The following is a 26,439-nucleotide window of genomic DNA, read 5'->3' as shown; positions in this document are numbered from 1 at the left end:
ATGGGGTGGCGGGCCAGGCAGACGACGGTCCGAGGCGGGGGGCGCCGGCCTTGAACGATCCGTACGGCACGACGCGCCCGATCCCGCGTCACGCCGCACCACACCCCCGCCACGCGGCCCCCCACCCACCCCAGCCGACACAGCCGGGCGGGCAGGACAAGAGCGGGCAGGACGGGCAGGGGCTCTTCCGGGAGGAGGCGTTGCGGCATCGGGCGATGTCGCGGGTCACCCGGATGCCACTGGTGATCAGCACCCCGTCGTTCCTGGCGTTGTGGCTGCTGGCGGCCGTGCTCCTCGTCATCGGCGCCCTGCTGACCATGGTCGCGGTCGAGGCGGTCGCCTGATGTTCCGCCGCGTCCCCGTACTGCTCCAGAACACCGACACCGAGTGCGGCGCCGCCTGCCTGGCCATGGTGCTGTGCCACCACGGGCAGCGCACCACCCTCCACCAGATCGCCGAGCAGCTCCGGGTCGGCCGGGACGGCCTGAGCGCCAAGGCCATCGTGGACGGCGCCCGCGAGCACGGCCTCAAGGCCCGCGCCTTCTCCCTGGCCCCCGAGGACCTGGCCCGCGTGCCGCTCCCCGCCGTCGCGCACTGGGAGTTCAACCACTTCATCGTGGTCGAACGCTGGTCCCCCGACCACGTGGACGTCGTCGACCCCGGGTACGGCCGCCGCAGGCTGACCGCGGAGGAGTTCGGCGCCGGGTTCACCGGCGTGCTGCTGGTGTTCGAGCCGGGCGAGGGCTTCCGGCGCGGCACGACCTCGGCGGCGGGGGCCTGGCGCAAGGAGTTCGTCCGGACCCTGTTCCGGCGGCGCAGGGGCCTGCTCGCGCAGCTCATCGCGGCCTCGTTGCTGCTGCAGCTGCTCGGGCTCGCCCTGCCGATGTTCTCGCAGCTCCTCCTGGACTCCATCGTGCCCAGGCGGGCGGTGGAGGTGCTGTCCCTGCTGGGCGTCTCCGTGCTGCTCGCGGGGGCGGCCCAGCTCGTGATCGGGTACCTGCGGGCGGCCCTGCTGGTCGCCGTACGGGCCCGTGCCGACCAGGAGCTCACCGAAAGTCTGGTGACCCACCTGGTGACGCTGCCGTACCGGTACTTCCAGCAGCGCGGCAGGGGCGACCTGGTGACCAGGGCGGGCAGCGTCTCGACGCTCGGCGACATCCTCACCGGGCAGGTCGTCGCGGCGCTGCTGGACGGCCCGCTGGCCGTGGGCTACCTGGCGCTGGTCTACCTCTGGGACCCGGTGTTCGGGCTCGCGCTGACCGGCGTGGCCGTGCTGCAGACGATCCTGCTGCTGGCCGCGACGAGCCGGATCGCCACGCTCACCCGACAGGAGCTGACGGCGCTGGCGGCGTCCCAGACCAGCCTCATCCAGACGATCACCGGCATCGAGACGCTGAAGGCGTCGGGGGCCGAGAAGCGGGCCGTGGACCAGTGGTCGTCCCACTTCGCCAAACAGCTCAACGCGGACGTGCGCGCCGGGCTCACCAGGGGGCTGCTGGAGTCGGCGCTGGCCGCGATCCGGGTGACGGCGCCGCTCGGGCTGCTGTGGCTGGGCGCCTGGCGGGTGCTCGACGGGCAGCTCACGGTGGGCGAGCTGGTCGCGCTGAACGCCATCGCGCTCGGCGCGCTGACCCCGCTCGGCTCGCTGATGACCGGGTTGCAGAGCCTCCAGCAGGCGGGCGCGCACTTCGACCGGCTCTCCGACATCCTGGCCTCGGAGCCGGAGCCGAGCAACGGCATCGAGGTGCTGCGGCTGCGGGGCTCGGTCGAGCTGCGCGGGGTGAGCTTCCGCCACGACCCGCGCGCCCCCTGGACCGTGCGCGACGTCTCGGTCTCCATCCGGCCGGGGCAGAAGGTCGCCCTGGTGGGCTCGTCCGGCTCGGGCAAGAGCACGCTGGCCCGGCTGCTGCTCGCGCTGCACACCCCCGTGCTGGGCGAGATCCGTTACGACGGCGTCCCGGCCGCCGAGCTGAACCTGCGCACGCTGCGCCGCCAGTTCGGCGTGGTCACCCAGGACCCGTCCCTGTTCAGCGGCTCGATCAGGGAGAACATCGCGCTGAACGAGCCGGGCGCGTCGCTGGAGCGGGTGGTCGCCGCGGCCCGCCTGGCCGCGCTGCACGACGAGATCACGGACATGCCCATGGGGTACGAGACGATGCTCACCGACGGCGGCGGCCTGTCCGGCGGGCAGCGGCAGCGGCTCGCCCTGGCCCGTGCCGTCCTGTCGCGCCCGAAGGTGCTGCTGCTCGACGAGGCCACCAGCAACCTGGACAGCGCCACGGAGGCGGCCATCGAGGCGAACCTGAGCCGGCTCGTCCAGACCAGGATCGTGATCGCCCACCGGCTGAGCACGGTCAGGGACGCCGACGTGATCCTCGTGATCGACGCGGGCCGGGTGGTGGAACGCGGCACCCACGACGAGCTGACGGCCGTGGGCGGCAAGTACGCCGAACTGGTCGCCGCCCAGGCCGTCATGTCCTGACGTTCATGTGAGCCGCACGCTCACCGTGACGGACGCGCCCTCCAGGCGGACCAGCGGCCCGAAGGTGAGCGTCAGCCGGTCGCCCGTCGCCGCGCCCACCACCGGCGGGCCGCCGCGCAGCACCTCGGCGACCGGCCGGTCCCAGGTCACGGTCAGCCCGTCCAGGTCGCACCGGGGATCGGCCACGGTCACCGTGGCCGTGCCTTCGGCGTCCTCCCTGACCAGCACGGCGCAGGGCCCGGACGCGGCCAGCGGGCCGGCGACGCCGTCGTTCCAGAAGGCGGCCGCGGTGACGCCCAGCGCGTCCACCCGGACGGCCTGCTGCCGCGCGGTGTTGGCCAGCACGCGGGCCCACCCGGGATCGGCGGCCCTGGCGATCGTGCGTTCGCGGCTCGCGCCGGGCAGGAGCAGGTAGACGTAGTCCGCCTGGTCGGGGTCGATGCCGTGGTCGAGCCAGAGCGTGCGGTAGTCGCGGTTCCCGCGCCGCTCCCGGAGGGTGCGCAGGCCGTCCGGGACGACGTAGCCGCCGTGGCCGTCGAGGTGCGCCCAGCCCGCCCGGGGATCGACGGTCAGCGGGGCGGCGGTCCTGCGGTTGTCCACGATCGTCTCGACCGGCACGCCGTCCGCGCCGCTGATCCCCGCGCCGAGGCAGACCACCGCGTCGTCGAGGAAGAACCAGGACTTGAACGCCTCCATCGTGCTGTCGAGGCCGTTGAGGTGCTGGCCGACGACGGCGTACAAGCCGTCCGTGGCGCCGCCGACCCAGCGGCCGGGCGGGCAGGTGTCGCCCCAGGCCGGGCCGGCGCCGTCGGGCAGCCGCCGAGTCGAGACCGTCGTGCCGGGCAGCCGGTAGGGGTCGACGGTGGTCCAGAACGAGTCGGAGTACTGGTCGGCGTGGCCGTCGGCCCACCAGTAGAGCATGCCCGAACCGGTGTGCCAGCCCCGCAGGTTCTCGCCGTTGCCGTGCTCGTAGTGGCCGATCCTGGACGAGGCCATGCTGAGCGCGGCGCACCAGCCCGGCCGGCGGTGCACGGCCCGCGCGCTCATCGGGAACAGCCGGTGGCCGACGGGCTCCGGCGCGGCGGGCACGGCGGCGTCACCGAGGACGGCGGCCAGGCGGGCGTGGAAGCCCGGCTCGGCCTCGGCCAGCATGGGACGGCACGTCTCGCGTACGGCCCAGCCCTTGACCATCGCCTGCCAGCGGGCCCGGTCGGCGGCCGGGGCCACCTCGCCGAGCAGCAGGATCGCGTCGGCCAGCTCGCGCCCCCTGTCGTGGTCGCCGAACGGCTTCCTGCCGACCCCTCTGCCGCGCACCAGGTCCATGCAGAACCCGTCGCGGACGAACGGCGCGAACGACCGCTCCACCATGGCGAACACGGTCGGGTCGGCGACCTCCCACGGCGTGCCGCGCAGCACCGCGAACAACGTCGCCAGCCCGGCGAGCAGCGTCACCCCGTAGGCCCCCTGGTAGGGCACGGTCGAGTGCTGGACGAACGACCCGTCCCGGTAGAAGCCGTCACCCTCGGAGACCGTGCGGAACACCGGGGAGAGCGCCGAGACCGCCAGCCCCGCCTTGCCCGGGTCGGCCCTGAGCATGGCGCGCAGCAGCATCACCACGCACAGGTCCACCCGGTTGGCGGCGGTGCTGGTGCCGCTGTAGTCGCCCAGGCGGCTCTCGGGCACGAAGTGGTCGACGGCGTCCCGTAACGCGGCGCTCCGCCGCTCGCCCAGGTGCGGCCCGACCAGCACGGCGGCGTCGAGCAGCGCCTTCGGCACGCCGATCTCCCAGTGCCACCAGTTGCCGGCCGGGTCGGCGCCGTCGGCGTACACGTGGCGGCGGTAGTGGTCGATCCCGGCGGCGACGGCGGCGGCCAGGCCCGCGTCGCCGGTCAGCCCGGTCCCGGGCGACGCGTACGCGCGGGCCATGGCCAGCAGCCTTCGCGGCGTCGCGACGAACGACGGGAACGGCTGGTCCGGCCAGAGCGACGTGCCCGTGTACGCCATCGCCGCCCGGTGGCGGGCCGCCCGCCGCCCCACCTCGGCCAGCCGCGTCCGGTACGGCTCCGCGCCCGCGTCGAACCCCGACCCCGCCGTCACCTCCCGCCATCGGCGGCGCAGCGTGACGAAGGAGTCGTCCGGCGTGTGGGCGGGCTCGACCCGGGCGAGCGCCCCCGCCACGCCGGCCACGGCGACCGCGCCCGCCTGGAGCAGAAGTCGCCTGGACGGCCGGTGCACGCCTCGATTATGACCTCATGGCCCGCCTGGATCGGGCCGCCGGCGGTCAGACCTCCAGCAGGGTCTTGCCGTTCACCGCGCGGGCCTCGATCGCCGCGTGTGCCTCGGCCGCCCGCTCCAGCGGGAACGTACGCCCCACGACCGCCCTGAGCCGCCCACCAGCCGCCTCGGCGATCGCCCGCTCGGTCCGCTCGTTCCCGTCGCCGCTCAGGGCGGCCAGCTGCTCCAGGCCGATCACGGTGACGCCCCGCCGGGCGGCCTCCTCGGGATCGACCGTCGTGGTGCTGCCGCTGGACGCGCCGTGCACGGAGAACCGCCCGCCGCGCGCGGTCACCTCGAACGCCTGGCGGCCGAGGTCGCCGCCCACACCGTCGAAGACCACGTCGGCCCCGCGCCCGCCGGTCGCGTCGAGCACCTCGTCGGTCCAGTCCGGACGCGAGTAGTCGACGGTGACCTCGGCGCCGAGCCCGGCCACCACCTCCAGCTTGGCCGCGCCGCCGGCCGCCCCGATGACCCGCGCGCCGGCCCCCCGCGCGAGCTGCACGAGCAGGCTGCCGAGCCCTCCGGCGGCGGCCTCGACGAGCACCCATTCACCAGGCTGGATCGCGGCGTTGGCGAACAGGCCCACGGCCGTGTTGCCGTCCACGAGCAGCGCCGTCGCGTCGGCCAGTTCGAGCTCGTCCGGCACCTCGACCAGGTCGGCGGCCCTGGCCACGACCAGTTCGGCGTTCCCGCCGCCGAAGCCCGGCGTACGGGTCACCACCCGCCGCCCCACCAGCCCGGGATCGACGCCCTCGCCCACGGAGAGCACGAGCCCGCCCACGCCGCCGCCCGGCACGTACGGGAGCTCGGGCAGCGGCGGCCCCGGCGTGAACCCCCGCCTGAGCTGCGTCTCGATGAAATTGATCTCGGCGAAGGCGACCCGCACCACGACCTCGCCCGACCCGGCCACCGGGTCGGGGACGGTCTGCGTCTCCAGCACCTCGGGCCCGCCGAACCTCGTCACCCGCACAACTCTCATGCCCACTCCTCATCCGGAACAGCTTCCCTGCCAGGTTGCTACCTCAAGGCGACTTGAGGTCAACCCGTCCGGGCCGGCGGGAATCCCGGGTCAGTGGACGCGGCTCCTGATCAGCGTGTCGAGCAGGTCGTGCACCAGGGCGGGCGACAGGCCGGCCCCCTCGCGCAGGCACTCGGCCAGCTCGTCGGCGGGAAGCGCGTGGCGGATCAGCCGCTCCCGCTCGGCGCCGTCGGCCGGGTCCAGCTCCGGCGGCGAAAAGCCGACCCGGGCCCCGACCGCCTCGACCGCGCCGAGCAGGCGGGCGCCGTCGCGCGGCAGCCCGCCCGCGGCGAGCACCCCGGCCAGGGTGTGGGCCATGACCAGCCAGGACGTGACGTCCTTGTCCTCGTCGAGCATGCGCAGGATCGGCAGCCCGGACGCCAGCGGCCGGTCGGTACGGCCGGTCAGCAGGTCGATCTTCATCAGCAGCCAGGTCGAGGAGGCGGTGACGAAGCGGTGTCCCGTCCCGGTGGCCACCGCGATCGAGTCGGTCAGCCACTCGGCCGCCTCGCCCGTCTCCCGCGCGAACACCAGCAGCATGCCGAGCACCATCAGCGCCTCGGCGTGCAGCCACTCCATGCCCGCGACCTCGGCCAGGTCGAGCGCCGCCCGGGCGTCGGCCAGAGCGTTGGGCGCCCCGCACAGGCCGCCGAACAGCGCCCGGTAGGTGAGGGCCCGTCCCTCGGCGACCAGGTCGTCGGCCAGCCGGGCCATCTCGGCCGCCTCCCTGGCCCGCCGGCTCGCGGCGACGAAGTCGCCGGCCAGATAGTGGAGGCCGGCCATGCCGATCAGCGCCTGGGAGCGCACGCCGGGCTCGGCGTCGGGGTAGAGCTCCATGGCGGCCGACAGGCTGGCCAGCCCCTCGGCGACGTGCCCCCTGCGGTACCAGAACCACGACAGCAGGCCGGTGAGCCGCAGCGCGTACCCGCCGTCGCCGGCCAGCATCGCCGAGGTGAACGCGGCCCGGTGCTCGGCCTGGTCGGCGAGGAGCATCTCCATCGCGGCGGCCGCCCCCTCGCCGCGGATCCTGGCGTCGGCGGCCTCGGCGCGGCCCAGCACCCAGGCCCGGTGCGCGGCCTGGGCCTCGGCCAGCTCGGCCGGGTCCTGCCGGGCGCGGGCGAACTCCTTGATCGTCTCCAGCAGCCGGTAGCGGCGCGGCGAGGTGCCGGGCTCGACCGCGACCAGCGACTTGCGCACCAGCGCGCCCAGGCCGCCCAGGACCGGCCGCCCGCACACCGCGGCCGCCGCGTCCAGGTCGAAGCCGGAGGCGAACGCGCCGAGCCGGTGGAACAGCTCGCGCTCGGCGGGTTCGAGCAGGTCGTAGCTCCACTCCACGGTACGGGCGAGCGTGCGGTGCCGCCGGGGGCCGGCGCCGTCGGTGAGCACGCTGAACCTGTCGTCCATCGAGGTGAGGATCTGCTCGACCGACAACATGCGGCACTGCCCGGCGGCCAGCTCGACCGCCAGGGGCAGCCCGTCGAGCCCCTGGCAGAGGCGTTCGGCGTTCGCCAGCTCCGCCGGGGTCGGCTCCCAGCCGGGCGCGGCGGCCCTGGCCCGGCTCAGGAACAGATCGCGGGCGTCGGCCGTGGACAGCGGCGGCACGTCGTACAGGGCCTCGCCCGGCACGCCGAGCGTCTCGCGGCTGGTGGCGAGCACGCGTACGCCGCCCGCCCCGGCCAGCAGCTCGGCCACCGTGTCGCGGACGGCCGCCACGAGGTGCTCGCAGTTGTCGATCACGATCAGCAGGCTCCGGCCGCGCAGCGCGTACGCCAGGCGCTGCGCGGTGACCGGCCCGGTGAGCCCGAGCACCTGGGCGATGGCCCCGGCCACCAGCGAGGGGTCGGCCAGCCCGGCCAGCTCGACCAGCCACGGCCCGTCGGCGTCGTCCCTGGCCCGCGCGGTCTCCAGCGCCAGCCGGGTCTTCCCGATGCCGCCGGGCCCGCCGAGCGTGACCAGCCGGTGCTCGGCGAGCAGCGCGGCCACCTGCTCGACCTCGGCCGTCCTGCCGACCAGAGCGGTCACGGGGAAGGGCAGGTTGCCGCCGCTTTCCGGCAGCGGCGCGGCGCCCCCGGGCCGCAGCGTGTCGTCCTGGGCCAGCACCGCGGCCTCAAGCTCCCGCAGCCCCGGCCCCGGATCGATGCCCAGCTCCTCGGCCAGCACGCGGCGCGCCGACCGCAGCGCGGCCAGCGCGTCGCCCTGGCGGCCCGACCGGTACAGGGCCAGCACCAGCAGCTCCCAGCCGCGCTCGCTCATGGGCTGCTCGGCGGTGAGCTTCTCCAGCTCCGGCACCGCGACCGTGTGCCGTCCGAGCGCGAGCTGCGCGGCGTACAGGCTCTCCCGCGCCGACAGGAACAGCCCCTGGAGCCGCGCGATCTCCGGCACGGCGAACGCCGCGCCCGCGAACTCCCCGTACGGCTGGCCGCCCCACAGCTCGACGGCCTCGCCCAGCACGGCCAGCGCCGCGCTGTGGTCGCCCGCCTCCAGCAGGAGCTGTCCCTCGCCGACCTTGCGGGCGAACCGCTCGGCGTCCACGGCGTCGGGCTCGACGCGCAGCGTGTAGCCGTTGCCGACGCGGGCCAGCACGCTCTCCGGGGACCGGTTGGTCCGGCCGGGTTCGAGTGCCTTGCGCAGCCTGGTGATGTAGGAGTGCAGGGTGGGCATCGAGGCGGGCTCGCCCTCGTCCCAGGCGGCGTCGAGCACGCGTTCGGCCGAGACGACCTGGCCGCGCGCCGCGACCAGCACGGCGAGCACCGCGCGCTGCCTCGGGCCGCCGAGCGCGACCTCCACCCCGTCGATCTCGGCCACGATCGGCCCCAGCACCTTGACGCGCAGCGCCACTATCCACCTCGGTTCAGCGCCCCGGGCCGCCCCGGGTCAAGGAAGCTTAAATGAGGTTCGCCAGTTATCGCCGCTTCGTAATGACTTGACTTATTCGTCATCTCCCCAGTTCGGAGCCAGGTTCCTGGCGATCCGGATGTCGTCGTTGCTCGTGCCGGCCGGGACCATGGGCCAGACCATGGCGTCCCGGTGCACGACGAAGTCCACCACCACCGGCAGGTCGTCAATGGCCATGGCCTTCTCGATGACGGCGTCCACGTCTTCGGGGCGTTCGCAGCGCAGGCCGTGGCAGCCGTACGCCTCGGCGAGGGCGACGAAGTCGGGGATGCGGCGGGCGGGACGCAGGTCGGTGTTGGAGTAGCGGCCGCCGTACAGGAGGGTCTGCCACTGGCGGACCATCCCGAGGCTGCCGTTGTTGATGACGGCCACCTTGATCGGCACGCCCTCCAGGGCGCACACGGCCAGCTCCTGGTTGGTCATCTGGAAGCAGCCGTCGCCGTCGATCGCCCACACCGTGCGGTCGGGGCAGCCGATCTTGGCGCCCATCGCCGCCGGGACCGCGAAGCCCATCGTGCCCGCGCCCCCGGAGTTGATGAACGAGCCCGGCCGCTCGTGCCCGATGAACTGGGCGGCCCACATCTGGTGCTGTCCCACGCCGGAGGTGTAGACGGCCTCCGGCCCGACCAGGGCGCTCAGCCGCTGCATGACGTACTGCGGGGCGAGCGCGCCCTCGAACGTCTCGTAGCCCAGCGGGTACGTGCGCCGGTACCCCTCCAGCGTGCGCAACCAGGCCGTACGGTCACCCGGCCGGCCGTCGAGGGCGGTGATCAGGTCGGCCAGCACCTCCTGGCAGTCGCCCACGACGGGCACGTCGGCCCGCCGGTTCTTGGAGATCTCGGCCGGGTCCACGTCGGCGTGCACGACCTTGGCGTGCGGCGCGAACGTGGCCAGGTCGCCGGTGACGCGCTCGTCGAACCGGGTGCCGAGCGCGATGATCAGGTCGGCCCGCTGGAGGGCCCCGACGGCCGGGACCGAGCCGTGCATGCCGGGCATGCCCATGTGCAGGGGGTGGCTGTCGGGGAACGTGCCGCGGGCCATGAGCGTGGTGACGACCGGGATGCCGGTCAGCTCGGCGAACCGCAGCAGCTCCGCGGACGCGCCCGCCTTGTGCACGCCGCCGCCGACGTACAGGACGGGCCGCCGGGCCTCGGCGATCAGCTCGGCGGCGGCCCTGATCTGCCGGGCGCTCGGCCGGGCGACCGGGCGGTAGCCGGGCAGCCGCATGACCGGCGGCCAGACGAAGGCGGTCTCGGCCTGGAGCGCGTCCTTGGTGATGTCCACCAGCACCGGCCCCGGACGTCCCGTGGAGGCGATGTGGAACGCCTCCATGATCGTACGGGGGATGTCGGCCGCGTCCGTGACCAGGAAGCTGTGCTTGGTGATCGACAGGGTGATGCCCGTGATGTCGGCCTCCTGGAAGGCGTCCGTGCCGATCTGCGAGCCGGGCACCTGGCCGGTGATCGCGACGATCGGCACCGAGTCCATGTAGGCGTCGGCGAGGGGCGTCACCAGGTTCGTGGCCCCCGGGCCGCTGGTCGCCATGCAGACCCCGACCTTGCCGGTGGCCTGCGCGTACCCCTCGGCCGCGTGCCCGGCGCCCTGCTCGTGCCGGACCAGCACGTGCCTGATCGAGGTCGAGCGGTAGAGCGGGTCGTAGGCGGGCAGTACGGCGCCGCCGGGGATGCCGAACACGGTGTCCACGCCGACCCGTTCAAGCGCCTTCACCAGAGCCTGCGCGCCCGTCATCCCGCTCTCCCCTCCTGGCGATCAACTGGCGATCGACCGGCGATCCACCGGCGACCGGCGCACCAGTCGACCAGGAGGACCTTGTCATCCGCTGGTGGCCAGTTGCAGGCGCTTGCGGCCGGGCCGCCGGGCCTCGGCCGCCCGTTCGCGCCACCAGGCCAGGCCGTTGCGGGCGGCCAGCCGTTCGAGCGCGCTCAGGTGCCGGACGGCGCTCTCGTGCCGGCCGGTCGCCTCGGCCAGCAGCGCGAGGTGCCAGTCCACCGGGCCCACCCAGGCGCAGGCGGACAGGACGCTGATCCGGCCGCTGAAAGGCAGCAGCGCCTCGTAGAGCGCGCGGCACTCGTGCACCCGGCCGAGCGCGACCGCGGCGGCGGCCCGCAGGCACAGGGTGGACGGGCGCGACCGGTCGAGCAGCGGCTGTCCGTTCAGCTTGCGGGCCTCGTCCAGGCGGCCGAGCGCGTGCAGGTGGAGGGTGCCGGCGGCCTGGTCGAGCGCGGGGTTCGCGCCGCGCAGGACGTCGATGAGCGGGCCCGCGGCGGCCATCGTGCCCCGGTGGTAGTCCAGGGCGAGGCGGCCGGCGGTGACGGCACGGGCGGCGTGCCAGATGCCGAGACCGGTCGCCTGGTCGGCGGCGTCGGCGTACAGGTCCTCCGCCTCGTCGAAGTGGCCACAGAGCACCAGCCGGCCCGCCCGCCACAGCGTGTGCTGGAAGCGCGGCCAGGGCAGCGGGAGGCGTTCGAGCAGGTCGTCGCAGCGGGCCGCGGCCAGGTCGGCGCCGGTGACGTCGAACAGCTCCAGCCGGTTGTGGGTGTCCATCATGCTCGCCAGGAGCTGGTACGCCGGTTCGCCGTCCGCCAGCTCGTGCAGCTCGGCGGCGAGTTCCACCAGCTCGTGCACGTGCAGGGGCCGGGGCAGCGACAGGTGCCTGGCGTTGAGCGCGCGCATCAGCAGCCGCCGGTCGCCCAGCCGCCTTGCCATGGCCACGGCCTGCGCGGACAGCCCTTCGGCCCGCGGGTCGCCGGAGGCGTCGTAGAGCTCCTGGGCCAGCCCGGCCAGCAGCATCGCCCGGTCGGGGCCGTCCGCCTCGGGCAGCTCGCGCAGCGCGTCCTCGAAGCGGCGGACGAGCAGCGGGTCGGCGGCGCCGTACGGGTCGCGCAGCGTCCAGATGGACGGCGTGTCGAACGAGGTCAGCGCCCGGACCCGCACCTGCGAGCCGCCCTGCGCGATGCGGCCGGAGGCCCGCACGGCCTCGTCCCTGACCCGGCGGGCCCTGGCCGGCTCGCCCGCCGCCAGCAGCGCGCCCACCTGCCGCAGCAGCAGCTCCACGTGCTCGGCCGGATCGCCGCCGCAGGCGTCGTGCGCGGTCACCGCGTGCCCCAGCCAGGACGCGGACTCGGCGTACCCCAGGCGCAGCTCGGCCTGCTCGGCGGCGGCCCGCGCCCACCGCACCGCCTCCTCGTACGCCACCGGCCCCGCCTGCACCGCGTGGTGGGCGATCACCGCGACGTCGGTCGCCGGGCGGGCGGACAGGGCGGCGGCGAGGTCGCGGTGCAGCGCGGCCTTGCGCAACGGCGGCAGGTCCCTGACCAGCGCCTCGCGCACCAGGTCGTGCACGAACGCCAGCCGGCCTCCCGTACGCGCCGCCAGCAGGCCGCCGCGCACGGCCCGGTCGAGCGGCCCGTACGCCTCCTCCCCCGCGACCCGGGCCACCACGGCCGGGTCGAACTCCCTGCCGATCAGCGCCGCGACCGCCAGCACGTCCGTGACCTCGGCGAGCGCGTCCAGGCGCAGGCGGACCAGCTCGGTCACCGCGGCGGGCACCTCGTACGCGTCCGGGTCCACGTCCGGGTCCTGGGCCATCAGCCTGATGCTCTCGCGCAGGAAGAACGGGTTGCCGCCGGTGCAGTCGGCCATCCTGGCGCACGACTCGTCGTCCAGCTCGACGCCGAGGTCGGCCGCGATGGCGCGGACCGCCTCGGGGCCGACGCCGGTCAGGCGCAGCCGCAGCAGGTCGTAGCGGACCAGCCGCCCGAGCACGTCACCGGTGCCGGTGCGGAAGGCGGCGACCAGCGTGATCGCGCCGCCCCGCAGCAGCATCACCAGATGCCTGAGCAGGTCGAGCGAGGCGGGGTCGGCCCACTGGAGGTCGTCCAGGACGATCACCAGCGGCTGGGCGCGCGAGGCCGTGACGAGCCACCGGGCGACGGCCTGGTTCCGGCGCGACACCAACGCCTCGGCCGGCCCTCCGGCCACCGGCGCCACGGCGGCCGGGGCGTCGAGGAGGCCGGACAGGGCCTCGCGGTCCGGCGGCGGGCAGTGCGGCTCCAGCGCCTCGAACACCTGCGTCCACGGCCACAGCGCGGGGGTGCCCTCGGCGTCGTGGCAGCGTCCCCGGAGCACGAGCCGGCCGAGCCGCTCGCAGCGCTCGCCGAACGCCTCCAGCAGCCTGGTCTTCCCGATCCCGGGCTCGCCGCTGACCTCGGCGACCGCGAGCCCGGCGGGCGCGGCCGGCTCGGCCAGCGCCATCAGCTCGGCGAGCTGGACCTCGCGCCCGTGCAGGGTGTTCGGTGAGCGCGGCGCGACCACCAGCGCCGGGGTCTCGTTCACCGGCGCGAGCGAGTCGACCTGGCGCAGGATGTCCGACTCCAGGGAGCGCAGCTCGGGCCCCGGGTCGAGGCCGAGCTCGTCGGACAGCCGCCTGGCCGCCGTGCGCAGCACGGCCAGCGCCTCGGCCTGGCGCCCGGTGCGATACAGGGACAGCGCGAGCAGGCACCACAGGCGTTCGCGCAGCGGGTTGGCGACGGTCTCGGCCTCCAGCTCGGTGATCAGCGGCTGGGGGCGGCCCAGGTCGAGCAGCGCGCGGGCCCGCCGCTCGACCGCGACCAGGCGCAGCTCGCGCAGGCGGCTCACCTCGGTGACCGCCCACGGCTCGTCCTGGAACTCCTCGTACGGCGAGCCGCGCCACAACCCCAGCGCCTCGTCCAGGCAGGCCAGCGCCTCCTCGGCCGACCGGAACTCCGCCCGGTTCACCAGCTCGGCGAACCGCCGCGCGTCCACGTGGTCGGCGGCCAGCAGGTAGCCGGGCGGGCGGGCGATCAGCGTCCTCGGCCGGACGCGCGGCCCGCGGTCCGGCTCGACCGCGCGGCGCAGGTTGGAGACGTAGGAGTGCAGGGTGGGCAGGGCGCTGGGCGGGGCGGCGCCGGCGTACAGGTCGTCGATCAGCGTCTCGGCGGGGACCACGGCCCCCTGCGCGACCAGCAGCCGGGCCAGCACGGCCCGCGGACGGGGGCCGCCGAGGCCGACCGCGGCCCCGTCGGCGTCGCGGACCTCCAGCGGCCCCAGAACTCGGAATTCCACGTTGTCCCACTCATCGGCTTCATCCTGATCGATCACAGTATGGTCGAGCCGACTTGAAGGAGACTGGAACCCGTCACGTGCCCGCTCTGATCGGCACGACGTTGCCGGGCCCGCCGCGGCGTGGCAGCGCGAACCAGGTGGCCTTGCCGACCAGGTCGGGGTGGGTCAGGTAGCGCTGGGGATGGCAGCCGTAAAAGCCGTCGGAGAGCCGGGCGACGATGCGCAGCCCCCTTCCGTGCTCGGCGGCCGGGTCGGGGACGGACGGGGCGGGCAGGGGCGGGCCGGCGTCCACGACGACGCACATGATCTCCTTGGCGTCCACGTGGAGGAGCAGCTCGTACGGGCCCTCGCCGTACATGAACGCGTTGGTGACCAGTTCGCTCACCATGAGGACGGCGTCGTCCACGACGTCGTCGTGCAGGTCGAGCCCGGACAGCTCCGTACGGATGATCGACCGGGCGTGGCCGACGGTCCGGGCGTCCGCGCGCAACGGCCATACGTACTGGTTCCTGATCCGCCGGGCCGACCGCAGCCTGGACATGGCCTCTCCATCCTGGGAAGGGCGGCGAAGAACGCTCGTTTCACTCAACACGAGACCTGCCTCCGAGTTGACGGACATGCGGCTGTCCAAACCTGTACGCACGCAAGGGCCGAACGGGTCGAACGTTTTCCGAGAAATCCCGACTTTCTTCGCGCCCGACATGTCTTCCCAGGTCAGCGGGTACGGACAGGGCCATGAGCAGTCCTGACGAGAGCAGCCCCAAGACCGACACCAAGCCCCTCCTCGACACGGCCAGGCGCCCGGCCGAGGAAGGCGGGACGCCGTCGGGGCACCGGACCGCCGGGCAGGCGGCCCTGGAACAGGCCCTGTCACAGGCGGGCAAGGACCTGGAGGACCTCACCGGCGAAACAGCCGGCAGAGGTACCGGCGGGGGGACCGGCGGGGCCCGCGGTTAGGGGCGGCCGATACCGGCGCCCACCTCCTCGATGACGTCGTCCACCCGCCTGGCCAGGTCCACGTCGAGGGCCGTGACCGCGCCCACGGAGACGGTCCTGACCACGATGGCCAGGCCGTCGGCGGTGTCGTGGAGTTGGGGCTGGCGGCCGTGGGTGACCTTGAGGTGGTCGAGCGCGCGGCGGACGGCCCGCAGGTTCTCCCGCGGCAGGGAGATCTCGCGGCGCAGCGCCGAGCGGTCGCCGGTCCACAGGGGCAGCCCGGCCAGCGCCGAGGCGATCTCGTCGTCGGTGAGCGTGGCGGTGTGCCCCTTGGGGCCGGTGATGCCGCCGCCGCTGCCCGGCGGCTCGAACAGGGGGCGTACCTGCTCCGGGATGTGCAGCCGGGCGATCAGCTCGGGGTCCTGCTCGGCGACGGCGGCCAGCACGGCCTGGGCCCTGAGCCTGGCCTGCTCGGGCGGACGGCGGCCGAGCAGCGCGGCCTGGCGGACGAAGCCCTCCTCGGTGCCGTCGTTGCGCGGATGGTCCATGGGGAAGTCGTCGGTCAGCTCGGGCGGCAGGGCCTCGATGAGCTCGCGGCGGTCGTCGTCGTCGAGCGTACGGGCCAGCGTGGTCAGCGTGGCCTCCGCCGCCGCTCTGGCCGGGCCCGCCCCCAGGCCCGTCATGCGGCCGATGGAGGCCAAAAGTGCACGATATTCCATGATTCGTCCCCCGATCCTTCAGGCTCCTCGTGCCCAGGTCAGAGGTGTCGACACCTCCACACGACCTGCGGGGTGAGGGGCACGTCGGTGACGCGTCCGGCCAGCTCGGGCATGGCGGCGGCGACCGCGTTGCCGATGGCGGCGGGCGGGCCGATCGTGCCCGCCTCGCCCGCTCCCTTCATGCCGCCGGGGGTGCGCGGCGACGGGGTCTCCAGCAGCACGACCTCGATGTCGGGCACCTCGCGGGTGGTCGGCAGCAGGTACTCGGCGAGCGGCTGCCCGTCCTCGGTGTGGACGATCTCCTCGGTCAGCGCCATGCCGATGCTCTGCGCGACCCCGCCCCGGATCTGGCCCTCGACCAGGGACGGGTTGACCAGCGTCCCGGCGTCGTTGACCACCCAGTAGCGCTCCACCTCGACCGCGCCGGTCTCGGGGTCCACCGCGACGGCGGCGGCGTGCGCGCCGTAGGCGAAGGTGTAGGCGGACGGGTCGTAGCTGACCCGCTCCTCCAGGCCCGGCGTGACGCCTTCCGGCAGGTCCCAGGCCCGCCAGGCGGACGTGGCCAGCTCCCGGAACGACACCGACGCCCGCGGGTCGCCCTTCACCCGCACGGACCCGTCGACGATCTCCAGGTCGCCGGGCGCCGCCTCCAGCCGGTGGGCGGCGATGGCCAGCAGCTTGTCACGCAACCGGGCGGCGGCCTGGACGAGCGCCCCGCCGCCGACCGCGAGCGAGCGGCTGGCGATCGACCCGACCGACGAGTACGGCGTCGCCGCGGTGTCCCCCAGCACCACCCGCACCCGCTCGATCGGCACCCCCACCCGGTCGGCCGCGAGCTGGGCCAGCGCGGTCTCGATGCCCTGCCCGATCGAGACCACCCCGGACGACACCACCACCGACGCGTCCTGCTCCATCCGCAGCACCGCCGTCTCGTAGCCGCCCGCCTGGATGCCCGTCGCCTTCATCTCCATCGACGGGCCCAGGCCGGTGGTCTCGACGTGGCAGGAGTAGCCGATGCCGCGCCGGCGCCCGTCGTCCACACCGGTCACCGGGGTGACCAGGTCGCGCAGGGTGCGCAGGGCCAGCGGATAGTCGCCGGAGTCGTACGTCTGGTACACCCGGCTCGTGACCGGCAGCTCGTCCGGCTCCAGCATGTTGCGCAGCCGCAGCTCGACCGGGTCGAGGCCGAGCCGCCGGGCCGCCTCGTCGATCAGGCGCTCCCTGGTCCAGGTGCACTCGGGCTGCCCGAACCCGCGGTAGGAGCCGGTCGGGGTGGTGTTCGTGACGACCCCGCGCACGCGTACGCCGACCCGCTCGAACCGGTACGGCCCCGGCAACAGCGTGGCCGAGACCGCGAAGGGCGAGATGCCGACGTTCGACGGATGGGCGCCGAGGTCGCCGAGGATGTCGGCGTGCAGGGCGACGAACCGGCCCTCGCCGTCGAGCGCCAGCCTGGCCCGGTGGACGGCGGCCCGCGCGGGCAGCGTCGCCGACAGCCGGTCGCCGGGCGACTCGGTCCAGCTCACCGGACGGCCCAGGCGCATAGCGGCCAGGCAGACGGCCGCCTCGTCGGGGTAGACGTGCTCCTTGCCGCCGAACCCGCCGCCGGTGTCCCGGCTGATCACGCGCACCCGGTCGTGGCTGAGCCCGAACGCCTCCGCCAGGTGCTCGCGCACGTGGTGCGGGGCCTGGGAGGAGATGTGCACGGTCAGCTCGTCGTCGGCGTAGGAGGCCACGACGCCGCGCGGCTCCAGGGGGTGCGGCGAGATCCGGCTCATCCTGAACGTCATCTCGACGACGTGCTCGGCCGACTCGACGAACTCCGCGCAGTCGGCGTCGCCGATCAGGAAGTCGGTGACCAAATTCGTGCCCCAGCCGGGGTGGAGCAGCGGCGCGTCCTCCTCCAGGGCGCGTTCCGCGCCGACGACCGCGGGGAACTGGTCCAGCTCCAGGTCCAGCAGGTCGGCGGCGTCGCGCGCGGCGGCGGGGGTCTCGGCCACGACGACGGCGAGCGGCTGGCCGGCGTACCTGATCGTGTCGTCGAGCGCCCGGTAGGAGGCGAGCGGCTGGCCGGGGGCGAGGGTGACGCAGGGCAGCAGGACCCCGGCCGCGTCGGCGGGGGTGACGACGTCGAGCACCCCCTCGACCGTCCAGGTCGCCTTGGCGTCGCAGCCCAGGAGCCGTCCGTGGGCGACGGGGCTGCGCACCACCACCGCGTACGCCATGCCCGGCAGGCGTACGTTGCCGACGTACCTTCCCCTTCCGGTCAGCAGTCTGGCGTCTTCCCTGCGAGGCGTCCGCGCGCCGACATAGCCCATGGGCCGATTGTGCGCGCCGGATGGCGTGTGGTCTATACGATCGCGCGGGACGGCAGGCGCGAAAGACCAGGTCAGCGAGGGTATTGATGCAGACTTTTCTTCCATATCCGGATTTCACGGCAAGTGCCGGGGTTCTGGATGCCCTGCGGCTGGGCAAGCAGCGGGTGGAGGCCCTCCAGGTGTTGCGCGCCCTGATCGTCCCCGGCTACGGCTGGCGCCACCACCCCGCCGTCAAGATGTGGGCCGGCTACGAGGAGGCCCTGGTCCGTTACGGGCTCGACGTGTGCGACCGCTGGTGCTCGACCGGCCGGGCCGACACCTGCGCGGCCTCGATGTCCGTCGAGCTGGGCCGCGCCTGCGGCACCCCCGTCGTCCGTACCCAGCACGAGCTGGCGGCGGCCGACGAGCTGCCGCCCTGGCTCGGCGACGACGCCTTCCACCTCAGCCACCGCTCCGCCCTCCTGCGCAAGGACCCCGACCACTACCGCCCGCTCTTCGGCGACGAACCGGACGACCTCGAATACGTCTGGCCCACCTCCGGCCGCCCCCCGGCCTGCCTGCCGACCGGCCCCGCCCAGACCTGACCCGCCCCACCCCGCCCCCGAACCGGGCCTCACCGGACCCGGCCCGACGCGCCCCGATCCGAGCCGAACCGAGCCGAACCGAACCGAGCCGACCAGGCCCTACCCGAGTGCCGCCCCGCCCGGCTCGGCGTGGGCTCCCGTGAGGCGGGCCTCCTGGTGGCGGGTCGCCGTGGCGGCGCCGAAGGCGATGAGCCGCACCAGGTCGCCGTCCGTGTATCCGGCCGGGTATCCGGCCGTCGGCGCGGTCGCGTGCCAGACGGCGACGTCCGGGTCGGTGATCCGGTAGGGCGCCAGGGCGGTGAGCAGGGCGAGCCTGGCTCCCGGCCGTTCCGCTGCGGGCACGCCGGTCAGCGGGCCCGCCGACAGGTCGCCGCCCATCGGCGGGTGCTCGCCGTCCCAGGCCGCGACCGCCTCGGTGACGGCCGTCCGCGCCGCCTCCCCCAGCAGCTCCCCGCCCGCCTCCGCGACGGCCATGAGCGTGGCGTACGCCGTGCCGACCGGCGAACCGGCAGCCCAGGCGGGCCCGGCCGACGCGGGCAGGCCGTCCAGCACGTCCAGGCCCGCGCCGGGCGGCAGCTCGCGGCGTACCGTGCGGGACATCGCCCGGCCGCCCACGCTGCGCACCAGGCGCGACTTCTGCAGGTTGCCGGGCAGCAGGTTCTCGGTGAGCAGGGCCGAGGCGATCCGGTTGACGAAGTGGAAGGTCAGCGCGGTCCCGACGTACCCGGGCGCCTGGTCGGCCGGGAAGGGCGCGGGCACGCGCCGGTCCTTGGCCCACCGCAGCAGCGCGGCGTGCCCGGGGTCCTCCGGCACGCCCCCGGCCGCGACGGTCTCGGCCAGCCGGTGGTCGCCGGTGGCGTGCAGCAGCGTCGTGTGCGCTGCCACGCAGAACGGGCATCGGTTGGCCAGCGACACCCCCAGCGCCACCACCTCCCTGCCGGTCCTGGATCCCGGCCCGGCCAGCAGCGACTCCCGCAGCAGCGCCCAGGTCCCGGCCAGCACGGCGGGGGCGGGCGACAGCGTCAGGAAGACCGCCATGCGGGCCATGCCGAAGTCGTCGGCCAGGCGCGCGTACACCCGGGCCACCCGGCCCGTGGCGTCCTGGGGCCGGACGGGCGTGACGTAGCGGAACTGGCCTCCGGCCATCGGCGTCGTGTTCATGCCCGCCATGGTGGGCCGGGAGAAGGCGCGGAGTCGTCCCTCCCGGGATGACTCCCGCGGCTACGGCACAGGGCGCAGGTGCGGGCGGCGTACGACGGCGGGAGTAGTGCCCATTTCCGTCCGGATGAGGACGAACATCGACACATCACGATCTACTGTGCTTGGCATGAGCTTGCAGCACCGATGGCGTCCCGCCGCCATGGACGTGGCGCTCGCGGCGGTGGTGGCCGTGCTGCTGACGGCGACCGCGGTGGCCACGCCGGGCGCGGGCCCGGTGGACTACGTCGCCGTGCTCGCCGGGGCGCTCACCCTCGTCGTCTGGCGGCGGGCGCCGGTGCCGGCGCTGCTGGTCACCACGCTGTGCATGCTGGTCTACTCCGCGCACGCGCAGCCCGGCCCGCCGGCCTCCTTCCCCGTCATGGTGACGGTGTTCGCCACGGTCAGGGCCGGGCACCGGGCGATCGCGGCGGTCGCCGGCGCGGTGTTCCTGGGCGGCACCCTGGCGGTCAACCTGGCCGCGGCCGCCGGGCAGCCCCCGCAGGAGATCGTGCAGAAGACGACGCTGCTGCTCGGCTGGTTCCTGGCGGCCGGGGTGACCGCGACCGTGACCCGGCACCGGCAGGCGTACCTCGTGCAGGTCGAGCGGCGGGCCGCCGAGGCCGAGCGGACCCGCGAGGAGGCGGCGCTGCGCCGCGCGGGCGAGGAGCGGCTGCGCATCGCCAGGGAGCTGCACGACTCACTCACCCACACCATCTCGGTCATCAAGGTGCAGGCGGGCGTGGCCGTGCACCTTGCGCGCAAGCGCGGCGAGGAGGTGCCGGCGGCGCTGCTGGCCATCCAGGAGGCCAGCGGCGAGGCCATGCGCGAGCTGCGCGCCACGCTGGAGGTGCTGCGCGAGCCGGACGGCGACCCTCCGGCCAGCGGCCTCGACCGGCTCACCCACCTGGTCGAACGGGCCCGCTCGACCGGCGTCCCGGCCACGGTGACGGTCACCGGCGACCGCCGTGACCTGCCCGCCGAGGTCGACCGCGCGGCCTACAGGATCGTCCAGGAGGCGCTGACCAACGTCTCCAAGCACGCCGGGCCCGCCACCGCCTCGGTACGCGTCGACTACGGCAAGGAGGAGCTGACCGTGCAGGTGGACGACGACGGCCGCGCGAACGGCGACCCCTGCGACCCCGGCGTGGGCCTGCTGGGCATGCGGGAGCGGGTCACGGCGCTCGGCGGGCGGCTGCGCACCGGGCCGCGTCCCGAGGGCGGGTTCACCGTACGCGCCGAGCTGCCGTTGCAGGAGGCCCGATGATCCGCGTGCTGCTGGTGGACGACCAGGCCCTCATCCGCGGCGGCTTCCGCGCCCTGCTGGAGGCCGAGGACGACATCGAGGTCGTCGCCGAGGCGGCCAACGGGGAGCAGGCCGTCGCCCTCGCCCTGGAACACCGTCCGGACGTCGCGCTCGTCGACGTGCAGATGCCCGTCATGGACGGCATCGAGGCCACCAGGCGGATCGCCGCGGACGCACGCCTGTCCGAGGTCCACGTGGTCATCCTGACGAACTACGGCCTGGACGAGTACGTCTTCCACGCCCTGCGCGCCGGCGCGAGCGGCTTCCTGGTCAAGGACACCGAGCCCGCCGACCTGCTCCAGGGCGTCAGGGTGGCCGCCCGCGGCGACGCCCTGCTCTCCCCCGCCATCACCCGCCGCCTGATCGGCGAGTACGTCGCCCGCCGCCCCGAACCCGACCCCCAGGGCCTGGACGTGCTCACCAACCGCGAACGCGAGGTGACCGCCCTGGTCGCCCGCGGCATGTCCAACGACGAGATCGCCGCCCAGATGGTGATCAGCCCGACCACCGCCAAGACGCACGTGAGCCGGGCGATGACCAAGCTGCACGCCCGCGACCGCGCCCAGCTCGTGGTCTTCGCCTACGAGTCCGGCCTGGTGACCCCGCGCGAGCGCTGACCCGAGGCTTGACCGTCAAGGAACGCGGTCCCTCCTCATACCCGTCCCGGACTGAGTACACTCGGGCTCGTTCAACGGCCGAGACTTGTACGGCGAGGCTCTTGGCCCGGGGCGGTGGCCCCTTGGCCCCCGTCCCTCTGGAGTCACGTGAGCAGCGGGCTTGTCGACGCTCCGCCCTCCAGCGACCCCGGCGCCCCCAGGCGGCGCCGCCGGCGCTGGCTGCGCTGGGTGATCGCGATCGCGGTCGCCGTCGTCCTCCTCGTCGGCGGTGTGGCCGTCGGCGTCACCGCCAAACTCAGCGGCAACCTCAAGCGCTCGACGGTCACCAAGGAGGACCTCGGCGAGACGCGGCCCCCCAAGGTCGCCACCTCGGCGATGAACGTCCTGATCGTGGGCTCCGACCAGCGCGACGGCAAGAACGCCAGGTACGGCCACCGCATCGCGGGCGAGCGCACCGACACGATCATGCTGGCGCACGTGTCGTCCAAGCGGGACAACGCCATGGTGATCAGCTTCCCGCGCGACTCGCTGGTCCAGCTCCCCGCCTGCCGGGCCACGGGCGGCCTGCCCGGCCAGCAGCCGCACCTGGGCATGATCAACGAGTCGTTCAACTCCGGGGGCATCGCCTGCACCTGGAAGACGATCGAGTCGCTCACCCGCATCCACATCGACCACTTCGTGAAGGTCGACTTCACCGGCTTCAAGAGCATGGTCAACGCCGTGGGCGGCGTCGAGGTCTGCCTGCCCTCGCCGGTGAACGACAAGAAGGCCCTGCTCCACCTGCCCGCCGGGCGGCAGACGCTCAACGGCGAGCAGGCGCTCGGTTACGTCCGCGCCCGCTACAGCCTCGGCGACGGCTCCGACATCGGGCGCATCCAGCGGCAGCAGATGTTCATCGCCTCCATGCTCAAGAAGGTGATGAGCGGCGAAACGCTCACCGACCCGTCCAAGCTGTTCGGCTTCCTCGACGCCGGCACCAAGTCGGTGACCGTCGACGACGACCTGTCGGTCGGCGTCATGAAGGACCTCGCCACCAGCCTCCAGGGCCTCAACGCCGGGCAGATCCGCTTCATCACCACCCCCTGGCACTACTCGCTGACCCAGCCGGGCCGCGTCGAGTGGGTGCAGCCGCAGGCGGGCCGGCTGTTCCAGATCGCGGCCAGGGACCAGAGCGTCCAGGGCGTCAAGGGCGGCCAGGCCAAGGTGGGGCGGTCGAAGATCCAGATCGAGCTGCGCAACGGCACCTACCGCGGCGGCCTCGGCACGCAGGTGGCCGCCTTCCTCGAACAGCGCGGCTACCACATCAGCAAGATCGGCGACTCGGCGAAGAAGCCCCAGCCGAAGACCACGCTGCTGTACGGCCCCAACGCCGAGACGCGGGTGCCCACCCTCACCAACGACCTCCTGGCCGCCACGCCGAGGCTGGTCCCGGGCGCCCGGACGAACCACCTGGTGCTGGTGATCGGCGACGACTGGAAGGGGCTCAAGCCGCTGCGCGCCGACGACACCGAGGCGATCAAGGGCTTCGACGCCACCCACGACACCTGCGCGGCCTGACGCCGCTCACAGGGAGCTCAAGGGGGCTCACAGGGAGTCGGCCAGCCCGCCGCCGTCGATGGCGGTGAACCCGGCGTCCTCGATGAGCGGCACCACGACCTTCTTGGCGGCGTCGTCGTCGCCCCAGTAGGGCATGTCGGCCCGCGGGCCGCCGCGCTGCCCGGCCGTGCCCAGCTCCAGCAGCTCGTTGGGGTACTTGGTGTTGAACGTGCGCACCACCCGCACCTCGGGGCCGAGCACGTGCTGCTGGTACTGCGGGCTGGTGAGCCCGTCCGGGACGGCCACCACCGCCTCGGCGCCGTCGCGTTCGGTGATCGGGTTGCTGGGGTCGATGACGATCTTGCCTGCCAGCGCCGCGCCCAGCTCCTCGACCACCGTGGGGAAGGCCTCCCACCACACCGCCATGACGACGACCTCGCCGAAGCGCGCCGCCTCGATCGGCGAGCCGCCGCCCGCCTGCCCCTCGGCGGCGACCGCGGCCTCCTCGGCCAGGGGCAGCCGGGCGTCGCTGAAGAGCACGTCGTGACCGGCCGCCGCGAGCAGCCGGCCGAGCGGCGCGCCGAGCCTGCCCGCACCCACGATTCCTATGCGCATGTCTCGATCTCCTTGTCGGGCCCGATCGGCACCTGCCCATCGGCCTTCCCGGCATGCCTGTCTTTGCGCCGGAGCTGGGAGACCTTTGCCGTCGGGTGATCCCTACACTCGTCGTCCATGAGCGATCCCGACGTCCATGAGCTGCGCAGGGGCAGCGCCGAGCGAGCGCACCTGCGTGCGCGGGGGCCCGAGCTGCCGCACGTGACCGAGCTGACCGGGCCGCGCGGGCTGCGGCTGCGGCACTACCGGCCGGCGGAGGAGCGGCGGCCGCTCATGGTGTACGTGCACGGGGGCGCGTGGGTGTTCTGCGGCCTGGACACACACGACCGGATCTGCCGCCTGCTGGCCGACGGGTGCGGCGTCGAGGTGATGGCCGTGGACTACCGGCTGGCGCCCGAGCACCCGTACCCGGCGGCGGTCGAGGACGTCGTGGAGGTGCTGCGCACGGCCCGTCCGGTCGCGGTGGCCGGGGACAGCGCGGGCGCCTACCTCGCCACGATGGCCTGCCTGGAGCTGCGCGACGCGGACGACCCGTCGCCCGCCGCCCAGATCCTGATCTGCCCCAACACCGACCTCACGCTCTCGCAGCCCAGCGTGCGGGAGAAGGGCACCGGTCACGGCCTCGACGAGAGCTTCCTCGCCTGGGCCGTCCGGCAGTGGGCGCCCGATCCGGCGCGGCGCGCCGACCCGGGGCTGAGCCCACTGCTCGTGCCCGACCTGCGCGGGCTGCCCGCCACGCTGATCGTCACCGCCGAGCACGACGCCCTCAGGGACGAGGGCGAGGCGTACGCCCGGCGGCTGGCCGAGGCGGGCGTGCCGGTCACGTGCCGCAGGGAACCCGGCCTCGCGCACGGCTTCCAGCAGAACGCCGACCCGGTGTCGGAGGCGGCCACCAGCCGCCTGCTCGCCGACGCGCGCCGCCTGCTCGAAGCGGTGACGGACTGACCCCTCCACACCACGGCGGCGTGGCCGCACACCGCGGCACGCCACCGGGCGGGCACAGAAGCACCGCCTGGAACTCGCGGCGACCGGTCAGGCGCCGAAGGCCAGGCGGCCCAAGAACGTCGCGGACGCCCCCGCGAAGCCGGCGCGCGTCAATGCGCGCGCTCGGACTCCTGCTCGGACGCCGTAGACGGGTACATCTCCTCGCGCGGCGTGTCCGCGCCCAGCTCCTCGCGCAGCCGGTCGTAGTCGATGTTGTGGTTGGTGTACTTCAGCTGGCGAGCGACCTTCGTCTGCTTCGCCTTGGCTCTTCCTCGGCCCATGGCTACTCCCTAGTCCCCGCTGTCATGCTATCCAACAACGTTACGACTTGAAGAATTATGCAACTGCGCTCGATTAGTCTTGCAATATGCACGTGGAGGTCCACCAGGCCAAGGCCGACTTCTTCAGGACGCTCGGCCACCCCGCTCGCATCAGAGTGTTGGAGCTGCTCCAGGAAGGTCCACTGCCCGTCAGAGACCTGCTGGCCCAGATCGACATCGAGGCGTCGAGCCTCTCACAACAGCTGGCGGTCCTGCGCAGGGCCGGGATCGTGAGCGCAATCCGCGAAGGCAGCACAGTGGTCTACACGCTGGCCACTCCCGAGCTGGCCGACCTGCTCGGAGCCGCCCGCCGCATCCTCACCGACATGCTGGCCGACCAGGGGGAGCTCCTGGCCGAGCTGCGGGCGGAGGTCACTTAGCGGCGGCCTCGGCGCGACGCCTGACGACCTTCGGGTAACGGGCGGTGAAGACGGCGGGGACGACGAACGAGAGCACCTTGATCGCGATGACGACCGTGGTGGCGCGGGGGGCCGCGGCCAGCACGAACGTCAGCGAGACGGCGGCGAGCGTGAACGCCACCGCCCACACCGCCGTGATCACCACGTTGACGCGGTGGAAGGCGGGGGTCTCCCAGATCTCCTTGGGCGCCATCGTGCGCGCGATGCCCAGCGTGAACGGCTTGCGGATGGCCATCGAACCCCAGGCGGTGCCCGCCAGCCACACGTTGACCAGCGCGGGCCCGTACGGCGTGAGCGGCGAGTGCGGGGCCACCAGGGAGAGCACGGTGAGCAGGGCGAAGAAGACGGCGGCGCTCGTCTCGATCACGATCTCGTCCCAGGCCCGCCCGGAGCGGCGGTCGACGACCACGAGAGCAACGGCGATCACGAGGCCGGTGATGGCGCCCCAGCGCCATTCGTCGCCGGTGGCGATGACCGCGTAGACGACCCAGGGGAGGAAACCGAGCAGACCGCGCATCGCGCAACTCCTTTGACGTTCCTAAGTAGACATGTCGAAGGTAGAACCTCCTGTGGAGATATGTCAATATAGGAATATGAGCTTGAGACACGCCGTGCTGGGTCTGCTCGCCGAGGGGCCGGCCAGCGGCTACGACCTGCTGAAGACCTTCGACGTCTCATTGTCCAACGTCTGGCCCGCGACGCAGAGCCAGCTCTACGCCGAGCTCGGCAAGCTGGCCGACGCCGGTCTCGTGAGCGTGGCGGCCGAGGGCCCCCGGGGGCGCAAGGAGTACGCGATCACCCAGGAGGGCCGCGCCGAGCTGCGCCGCTGGATCACCGAGGTCGAGCCGGTCAGGGTCGGGCGCAGCGACATGCTGCTGCGCGTGTTCTTCCTCGGGCAGGTCGATCCCGAGCAGGCCCGCGCGTACCTGCGCCGCCAGGCCGAGGTGGTGGGCAAGCACCTGGAGCACATGGAGGCCATCAAGGGCTTCGTCGAGAGCGGCCAGGACAACCTGTCGGTCTACGGCCGGCTGGCCCTGGAGTACGGCCTGCGGCTGGGCGCCGTCCAGAAGGAGTGGGCCGAGTGGGCCGAGGGGCAGATCCGTTAGGCTC

General features: G+C 73.9%; 22 protein-coding genes. 10 read left to right on the top strand and 12 right to left on the bottom strand.

Annotation, left to right across the window (positions count from 1 at the left end; all coding sequences use genetic code 11):
- Positions 1–50 precede the first annotated feature (50 nt).
- Positions 51–344, top strand: coding sequence for a hypothetical protein (locus tag AB0J97_RS03360; protein ID WP_364083858.1), 294 nt, complete (start codon positions 51–53; stop codon positions 342–344).
- Positions 344–2,482 carry a peptidase domain-containing ABC transporter gene (locus AB0J97_RS03355; RefSeq protein ID WP_364083855.1) on the top strand — a complete coding sequence of 713 codons (2,139 nt, stop codon included), beginning with the start codon at positions 344–346 and terminating at the stop codon, positions 2,480–2,482. Before AB0J97_RS03360 ends, AB0J97_RS03355 begins: the two co-directional genes overlap by 1 nt.
- 3 nt (positions 2,483–2,485) lie before the next feature.
- Here AB0J97_RS03355 and AB0J97_RS03350 read toward each other — a convergent pair whose 3' ends face one another.
- The 6 genes from AB0J97_RS03350 to AB0J97_RS03325 form a co-directional block, all read right to left on the bottom strand.
- Positions 2,486–4,717 (bottom strand): polysaccharide lyase 8 family protein, encoded by a 2,232-nt coding sequence (locus AB0J97_RS03350; RefSeq protein ID WP_364083852.1) that lies wholly within the window; start codon positions 4,715–4,717, stop codon positions 2,486–2,488.
- A gap of 46 nt (positions 4,718–4,763) precedes the next feature.
- Complete coding sequence (locus AB0J97_RS03345; protein WP_364083849.1) at positions 4,764–5,738, bottom strand: zinc-binding dehydrogenase; 975 nt, start codon at positions 5,736–5,738, stop codon at positions 4,764–4,766.
- A gap of 90 nt (positions 5,739–5,828) precedes the next feature.
- A complete protein-coding gene (locus tag AB0J97_RS03340; RefSeq protein ID WP_364083846.1) occupies positions 5,829–8,615 on the bottom strand; it encodes a BTAD domain-containing putative transcriptional regulator in 2,787 nt (928 codons plus the stop codon).
- A gap of 90 nt (positions 8,616–8,705) precedes the next feature.
- Complete coding sequence (locus tag AB0J97_RS03335; protein ID WP_364083843.1) at positions 8,706–10,421, bottom strand: acetolactate synthase large subunit; 1,716 nt, start codon at positions 10,419–10,421, stop codon at positions 8,706–8,708.
- Between the two features lie 84 nt (positions 10,422–10,505).
- Positions 10,506–13,778 (bottom strand): BTAD domain-containing putative transcriptional regulator, encoded by a 3,273-nt coding sequence (locus AB0J97_RS03330; protein ID WP_364083840.1) that lies wholly within the window; start codon positions 13,776–13,778, stop codon positions 10,506–10,508.
- A 73-nt stretch (positions 13,779–13,851) separates the two neighbouring features.
- On the bottom strand, positions 13,852–14,319 hold the full coding sequence (locus AB0J97_RS03325; RefSeq protein ID WP_364083837.1) for an ATP-binding protein: 468 nt from the start codon (positions 14,317–14,319) through the stop codon (positions 13,852–13,854).
- A 194-nt stretch (positions 14,320–14,513) separates the two neighbouring features.
- Between AB0J97_RS03325 and AB0J97_RS03320 the strand changes: the two genes are divergently transcribed.
- The gene (locus tag AB0J97_RS03320) at positions 14,514–14,735 is read left to right on the top strand and encodes a hypothetical protein (RefSeq protein WP_364083834.1); all 222 of its coding nucleotides are present in this window, start codon (positions 14,514–14,516) and stop codon (positions 14,733–14,735) included.
- Here the strand turns inward: AB0J97_RS03320 and AB0J97_RS03315 are convergent.
- Both AB0J97_RS03315 and AB0J97_RS03310 read right to left on the bottom strand, forming a co-directional pair.
- Entirely contained in the window at positions 14,732–15,433 is a 702-nt protein-coding gene (locus tag AB0J97_RS03315) for a DUF2267 domain-containing protein (protein ID WP_364083831.1), read from the bottom strand. The genes AB0J97_RS03320 and AB0J97_RS03315 overlap by 4 nt on opposite strands.
- Positions 15,434–15,471: 38 nt before the next feature.
- The gene (locus AB0J97_RS03310; RefSeq protein WP_364083828.1) at positions 15,472–17,751 is read right to left on the bottom strand and encodes a xanthine dehydrogenase family protein molybdopterin-binding subunit; all 2,280 of its coding nucleotides are present in this window, start codon (positions 17,749–17,751) and stop codon (positions 15,472–15,474) included.
- A gap of 86 nt (positions 17,752–17,837) precedes the next feature.
- Here AB0J97_RS03310 and AB0J97_RS03305 point away from each other — a divergent pair, with 86 nt between their 5' ends.
- Positions 17,838–18,335, top strand: a complete 498-nt coding sequence (locus AB0J97_RS03305; RefSeq protein WP_357702078.1) for an MSMEG_6728 family protein — start codon at positions 17,838–17,840, stop codon at positions 18,333–18,335.
- Between the two features lie 99 nt (positions 18,336–18,434).
- Here the strand turns inward: AB0J97_RS03305 and AB0J97_RS03300 are convergent, their stop codons facing one another.
- Positions 18,435–19,496: a carboxymuconolactone decarboxylase family protein gene (locus tag AB0J97_RS03300; protein ID WP_364083825.1), complete on the bottom strand. Its 1,062-nt coding sequence runs from the start codon at positions 19,494–19,496 to the stop codon at positions 18,435–18,437.
- A gap of 166 nt (positions 19,497–19,662) precedes the next feature.
- Between AB0J97_RS03300 and AB0J97_RS03295 the strand changes: the two genes are divergently transcribed.
- From AB0J97_RS03295 to AB0J97_RS03285, 3 genes are all read left to right on the top strand, one after another.
- A complete protein-coding gene (locus AB0J97_RS03295; RefSeq protein WP_364083822.1) occupies positions 19,663–20,799 on the top strand; it encodes a sensor histidine kinase in 1,137 nt (378 codons plus the stop codon).
- Positions 20,796–21,455, top strand: a complete 660-nt coding sequence (locus tag AB0J97_RS03290) for a response regulator transcription factor (RefSeq protein WP_357702071.1) — start codon at positions 20,796–20,798, stop codon at positions 21,453–21,455. The genes AB0J97_RS03295 and AB0J97_RS03290 overlap by 4 nt, the downstream gene beginning before the upstream one ends.
- Before the next feature lie 147 nt (positions 21,456–21,602).
- On the top strand, positions 21,603–23,012 hold the full coding sequence (locus tag AB0J97_RS03285) for an LCP family protein (RefSeq protein WP_357702068.1): 1,410 nt from the start codon (positions 21,603–21,605) through the stop codon (positions 23,010–23,012).
- 27 nt (positions 23,013–23,039) lie between these two features.
- On the opposite strand, the gene AB0J97_RS03280 is transcribed toward AB0J97_RS03285, so the two are convergent.
- The gene (locus AB0J97_RS03280; RefSeq protein ID WP_364083818.1) at positions 23,040–23,606 is read right to left on the bottom strand and encodes an NAD(P)-binding domain-containing protein; all 567 of its coding nucleotides are present in this window, start codon (positions 23,604–23,606) and stop codon (positions 23,040–23,042) included.
- A gap of 117 nt (positions 23,607–23,723) precedes the next feature.
- Here AB0J97_RS03280 and AB0J97_RS03275 point away from each other — a divergent pair, with 117 nt between their 5' ends.
- Positions 23,724–24,551, top strand: coding sequence for an alpha/beta hydrolase (locus tag AB0J97_RS03275; RefSeq protein WP_364083815.1), 828 nt, complete (start codon positions 23,724–23,726; stop codon positions 24,549–24,551).
- 149 nt (positions 24,552–24,700) lie between these two features.
- Here AB0J97_RS03275 and AB0J97_RS03270 read toward each other — a convergent pair whose 3' ends face one another.
- On the bottom strand, positions 24,701–24,871 hold the full coding sequence (locus AB0J97_RS03270) for a DUF3073 domain-containing protein (protein ID WP_357702062.1): 171 nt from the start codon (positions 24,869–24,871) through the stop codon (positions 24,701–24,703).
- An 86-nt stretch (positions 24,872–24,957) separates the two neighbouring features.
- Between AB0J97_RS03270 and AB0J97_RS03265 the strand changes: the two genes are divergently transcribed.
- Positions 24,958–25,290 (top strand): metalloregulator ArsR/SmtB family transcription factor, encoded by a 333-nt coding sequence (locus AB0J97_RS03265; RefSeq protein WP_090938046.1) that lies wholly within the window; start codon positions 24,958–24,960, stop codon positions 25,288–25,290.
- Here the strand turns inward: AB0J97_RS03265 and AB0J97_RS03260 are convergent.
- Positions 25,283–25,846, bottom strand: coding sequence for a hypothetical protein (locus tag AB0J97_RS03260; RefSeq protein WP_364083812.1), 564 nt, complete (start codon positions 25,844–25,846; stop codon positions 25,283–25,285). The genes AB0J97_RS03265 and AB0J97_RS03260 overlap by 8 nt on opposite strands.
- A gap of 76 nt (positions 25,847–25,922) precedes the next feature.
- Here AB0J97_RS03260 and AB0J97_RS03255 point away from each other — a divergent pair, with 76 nt between their 5' ends.
- Positions 25,923–26,435 (top strand): PadR family transcriptional regulator, encoded by a 513-nt coding sequence (locus AB0J97_RS03255; protein ID WP_357702057.1) that lies wholly within the window; start codon positions 25,923–25,925, stop codon positions 26,433–26,435.
- Positions 26,436–26,439: the final 4 nt, after the last annotated feature.

It is taken from the genome of Nonomuraea sp. NPDC049607, assembly GCF_040675375.1.
Classification (GTDB): Bacteria; Actinomycetota; Actinomycetes; order Streptosporangiales; family Streptosporangiaceae; genus Nonomuraea.
This window is presented reverse-complemented; position numbering and strand designations above follow the sequence as displayed.

Excerpts from the sequence above, each read along its gene's own strand:
- AB0J97_RS03355 (WP_364083855.1), top strand. The coding sequence starts at position 344 with ATGTTCCGCCGCGTCCCCGTACTGCTCCAGAACACCGACACCGAGTGC.
- AB0J97_RS03345 (WP_364083849.1), bottom strand. The coding sequence starts at position 5,738 with ATGAGAGTTGTGCGGGTGACGAGGTTCGGCGGGCCCGAGGTGCTGGAG.
- AB0J97_RS03335 (WP_364083843.1), bottom strand. The coding sequence starts at position 10,421 with ATGACGGGCGCGCAGGCTCTGGTGAAGGCGCTTGAACGGGTCGGCGTG.
- AB0J97_RS03325 (WP_364083837.1), bottom strand. The coding sequence starts at position 14,319 with ATGTCCAGGCTGCGGTCGGCCCGGCGGATCAGGAACCAGTACGTATGG.
- AB0J97_RS03320 (WP_364083834.1), top strand. The coding sequence starts at position 14,514 with ATGAGCAGTCCTGACGAGAGCAGCCCCAAGACCGACACCAAGCCCCTC.
- AB0J97_RS03315 (WP_364083831.1), bottom strand. The coding sequence starts at position 15,433 with ATGGAATATCGTGCACTTTTGGCCTCCATCGGCCGCATGACGGGCCTG.
- AB0J97_RS03310 (WP_364083828.1), bottom strand. The coding sequence starts at position 17,751 with ATGGGCTATGTCGGCGCGCGGACGCCTCGCAGGGAAGACGCCAGACTG.
- AB0J97_RS03305 (WP_357702078.1), top strand. The coding sequence starts at position 17,838 with ATGCAGACTTTTCTTCCATATCCGGATTTCACGGCAAGTGCCGGGGTT.
- AB0J97_RS03300 (WP_364083825.1), bottom strand. The coding sequence starts at position 19,496 with ATGAACACGACGCCGATGGCCGGAGGCCAGTTCCGCTACGTCACGCCC.
- AB0J97_RS03295 (WP_364083822.1), top strand. The coding sequence starts at position 19,663 with ATGAGCTTGCAGCACCGATGGCGTCCCGCCGCCATGGACGTGGCGCTC.
- AB0J97_RS03290 (WP_357702071.1), top strand. The coding sequence starts at position 20,796 with ATGATCCGCGTGCTGCTGGTGGACGACCAGGCCCTCATCCGCGGCGGC.
- AB0J97_RS03280 (WP_364083818.1), bottom strand. The coding sequence starts at position 23,606 with ATGCGCATAGGAATCGTGGGTGCGGGCAGGCTCGGCGCGCCGCTCGGC.
- AB0J97_RS03275 (WP_364083815.1), top strand. The coding sequence starts at position 23,724 with ATGAGCGATCCCGACGTCCATGAGCTGCGCAGGGGCAGCGCCGAGCGA.
- AB0J97_RS03270 (WP_357702062.1), bottom strand. The coding sequence starts at position 24,871 with ATGGGCCGAGGAAGAGCCAAGGCGAAGCAGACGAAGGTCGCTCGCCAG.
- AB0J97_RS03265 (WP_090938046.1), top strand. The coding sequence starts at position 24,958 with ATGCACGTGGAGGTCCACCAGGCCAAGGCCGACTTCTTCAGGACGCTC.
- AB0J97_RS03260 (WP_364083812.1), bottom strand. The coding sequence starts at position 25,846 with ATGCGCGGTCTGCTCGGTTTCCTCCCCTGGGTCGTCTACGCGGTCATC.
- AB0J97_RS03255 (WP_357702057.1), top strand. The coding sequence starts at position 25,923 with ATGAGCTTGAGACACGCCGTGCTGGGTCTGCTCGCCGAGGGGCCGGCC.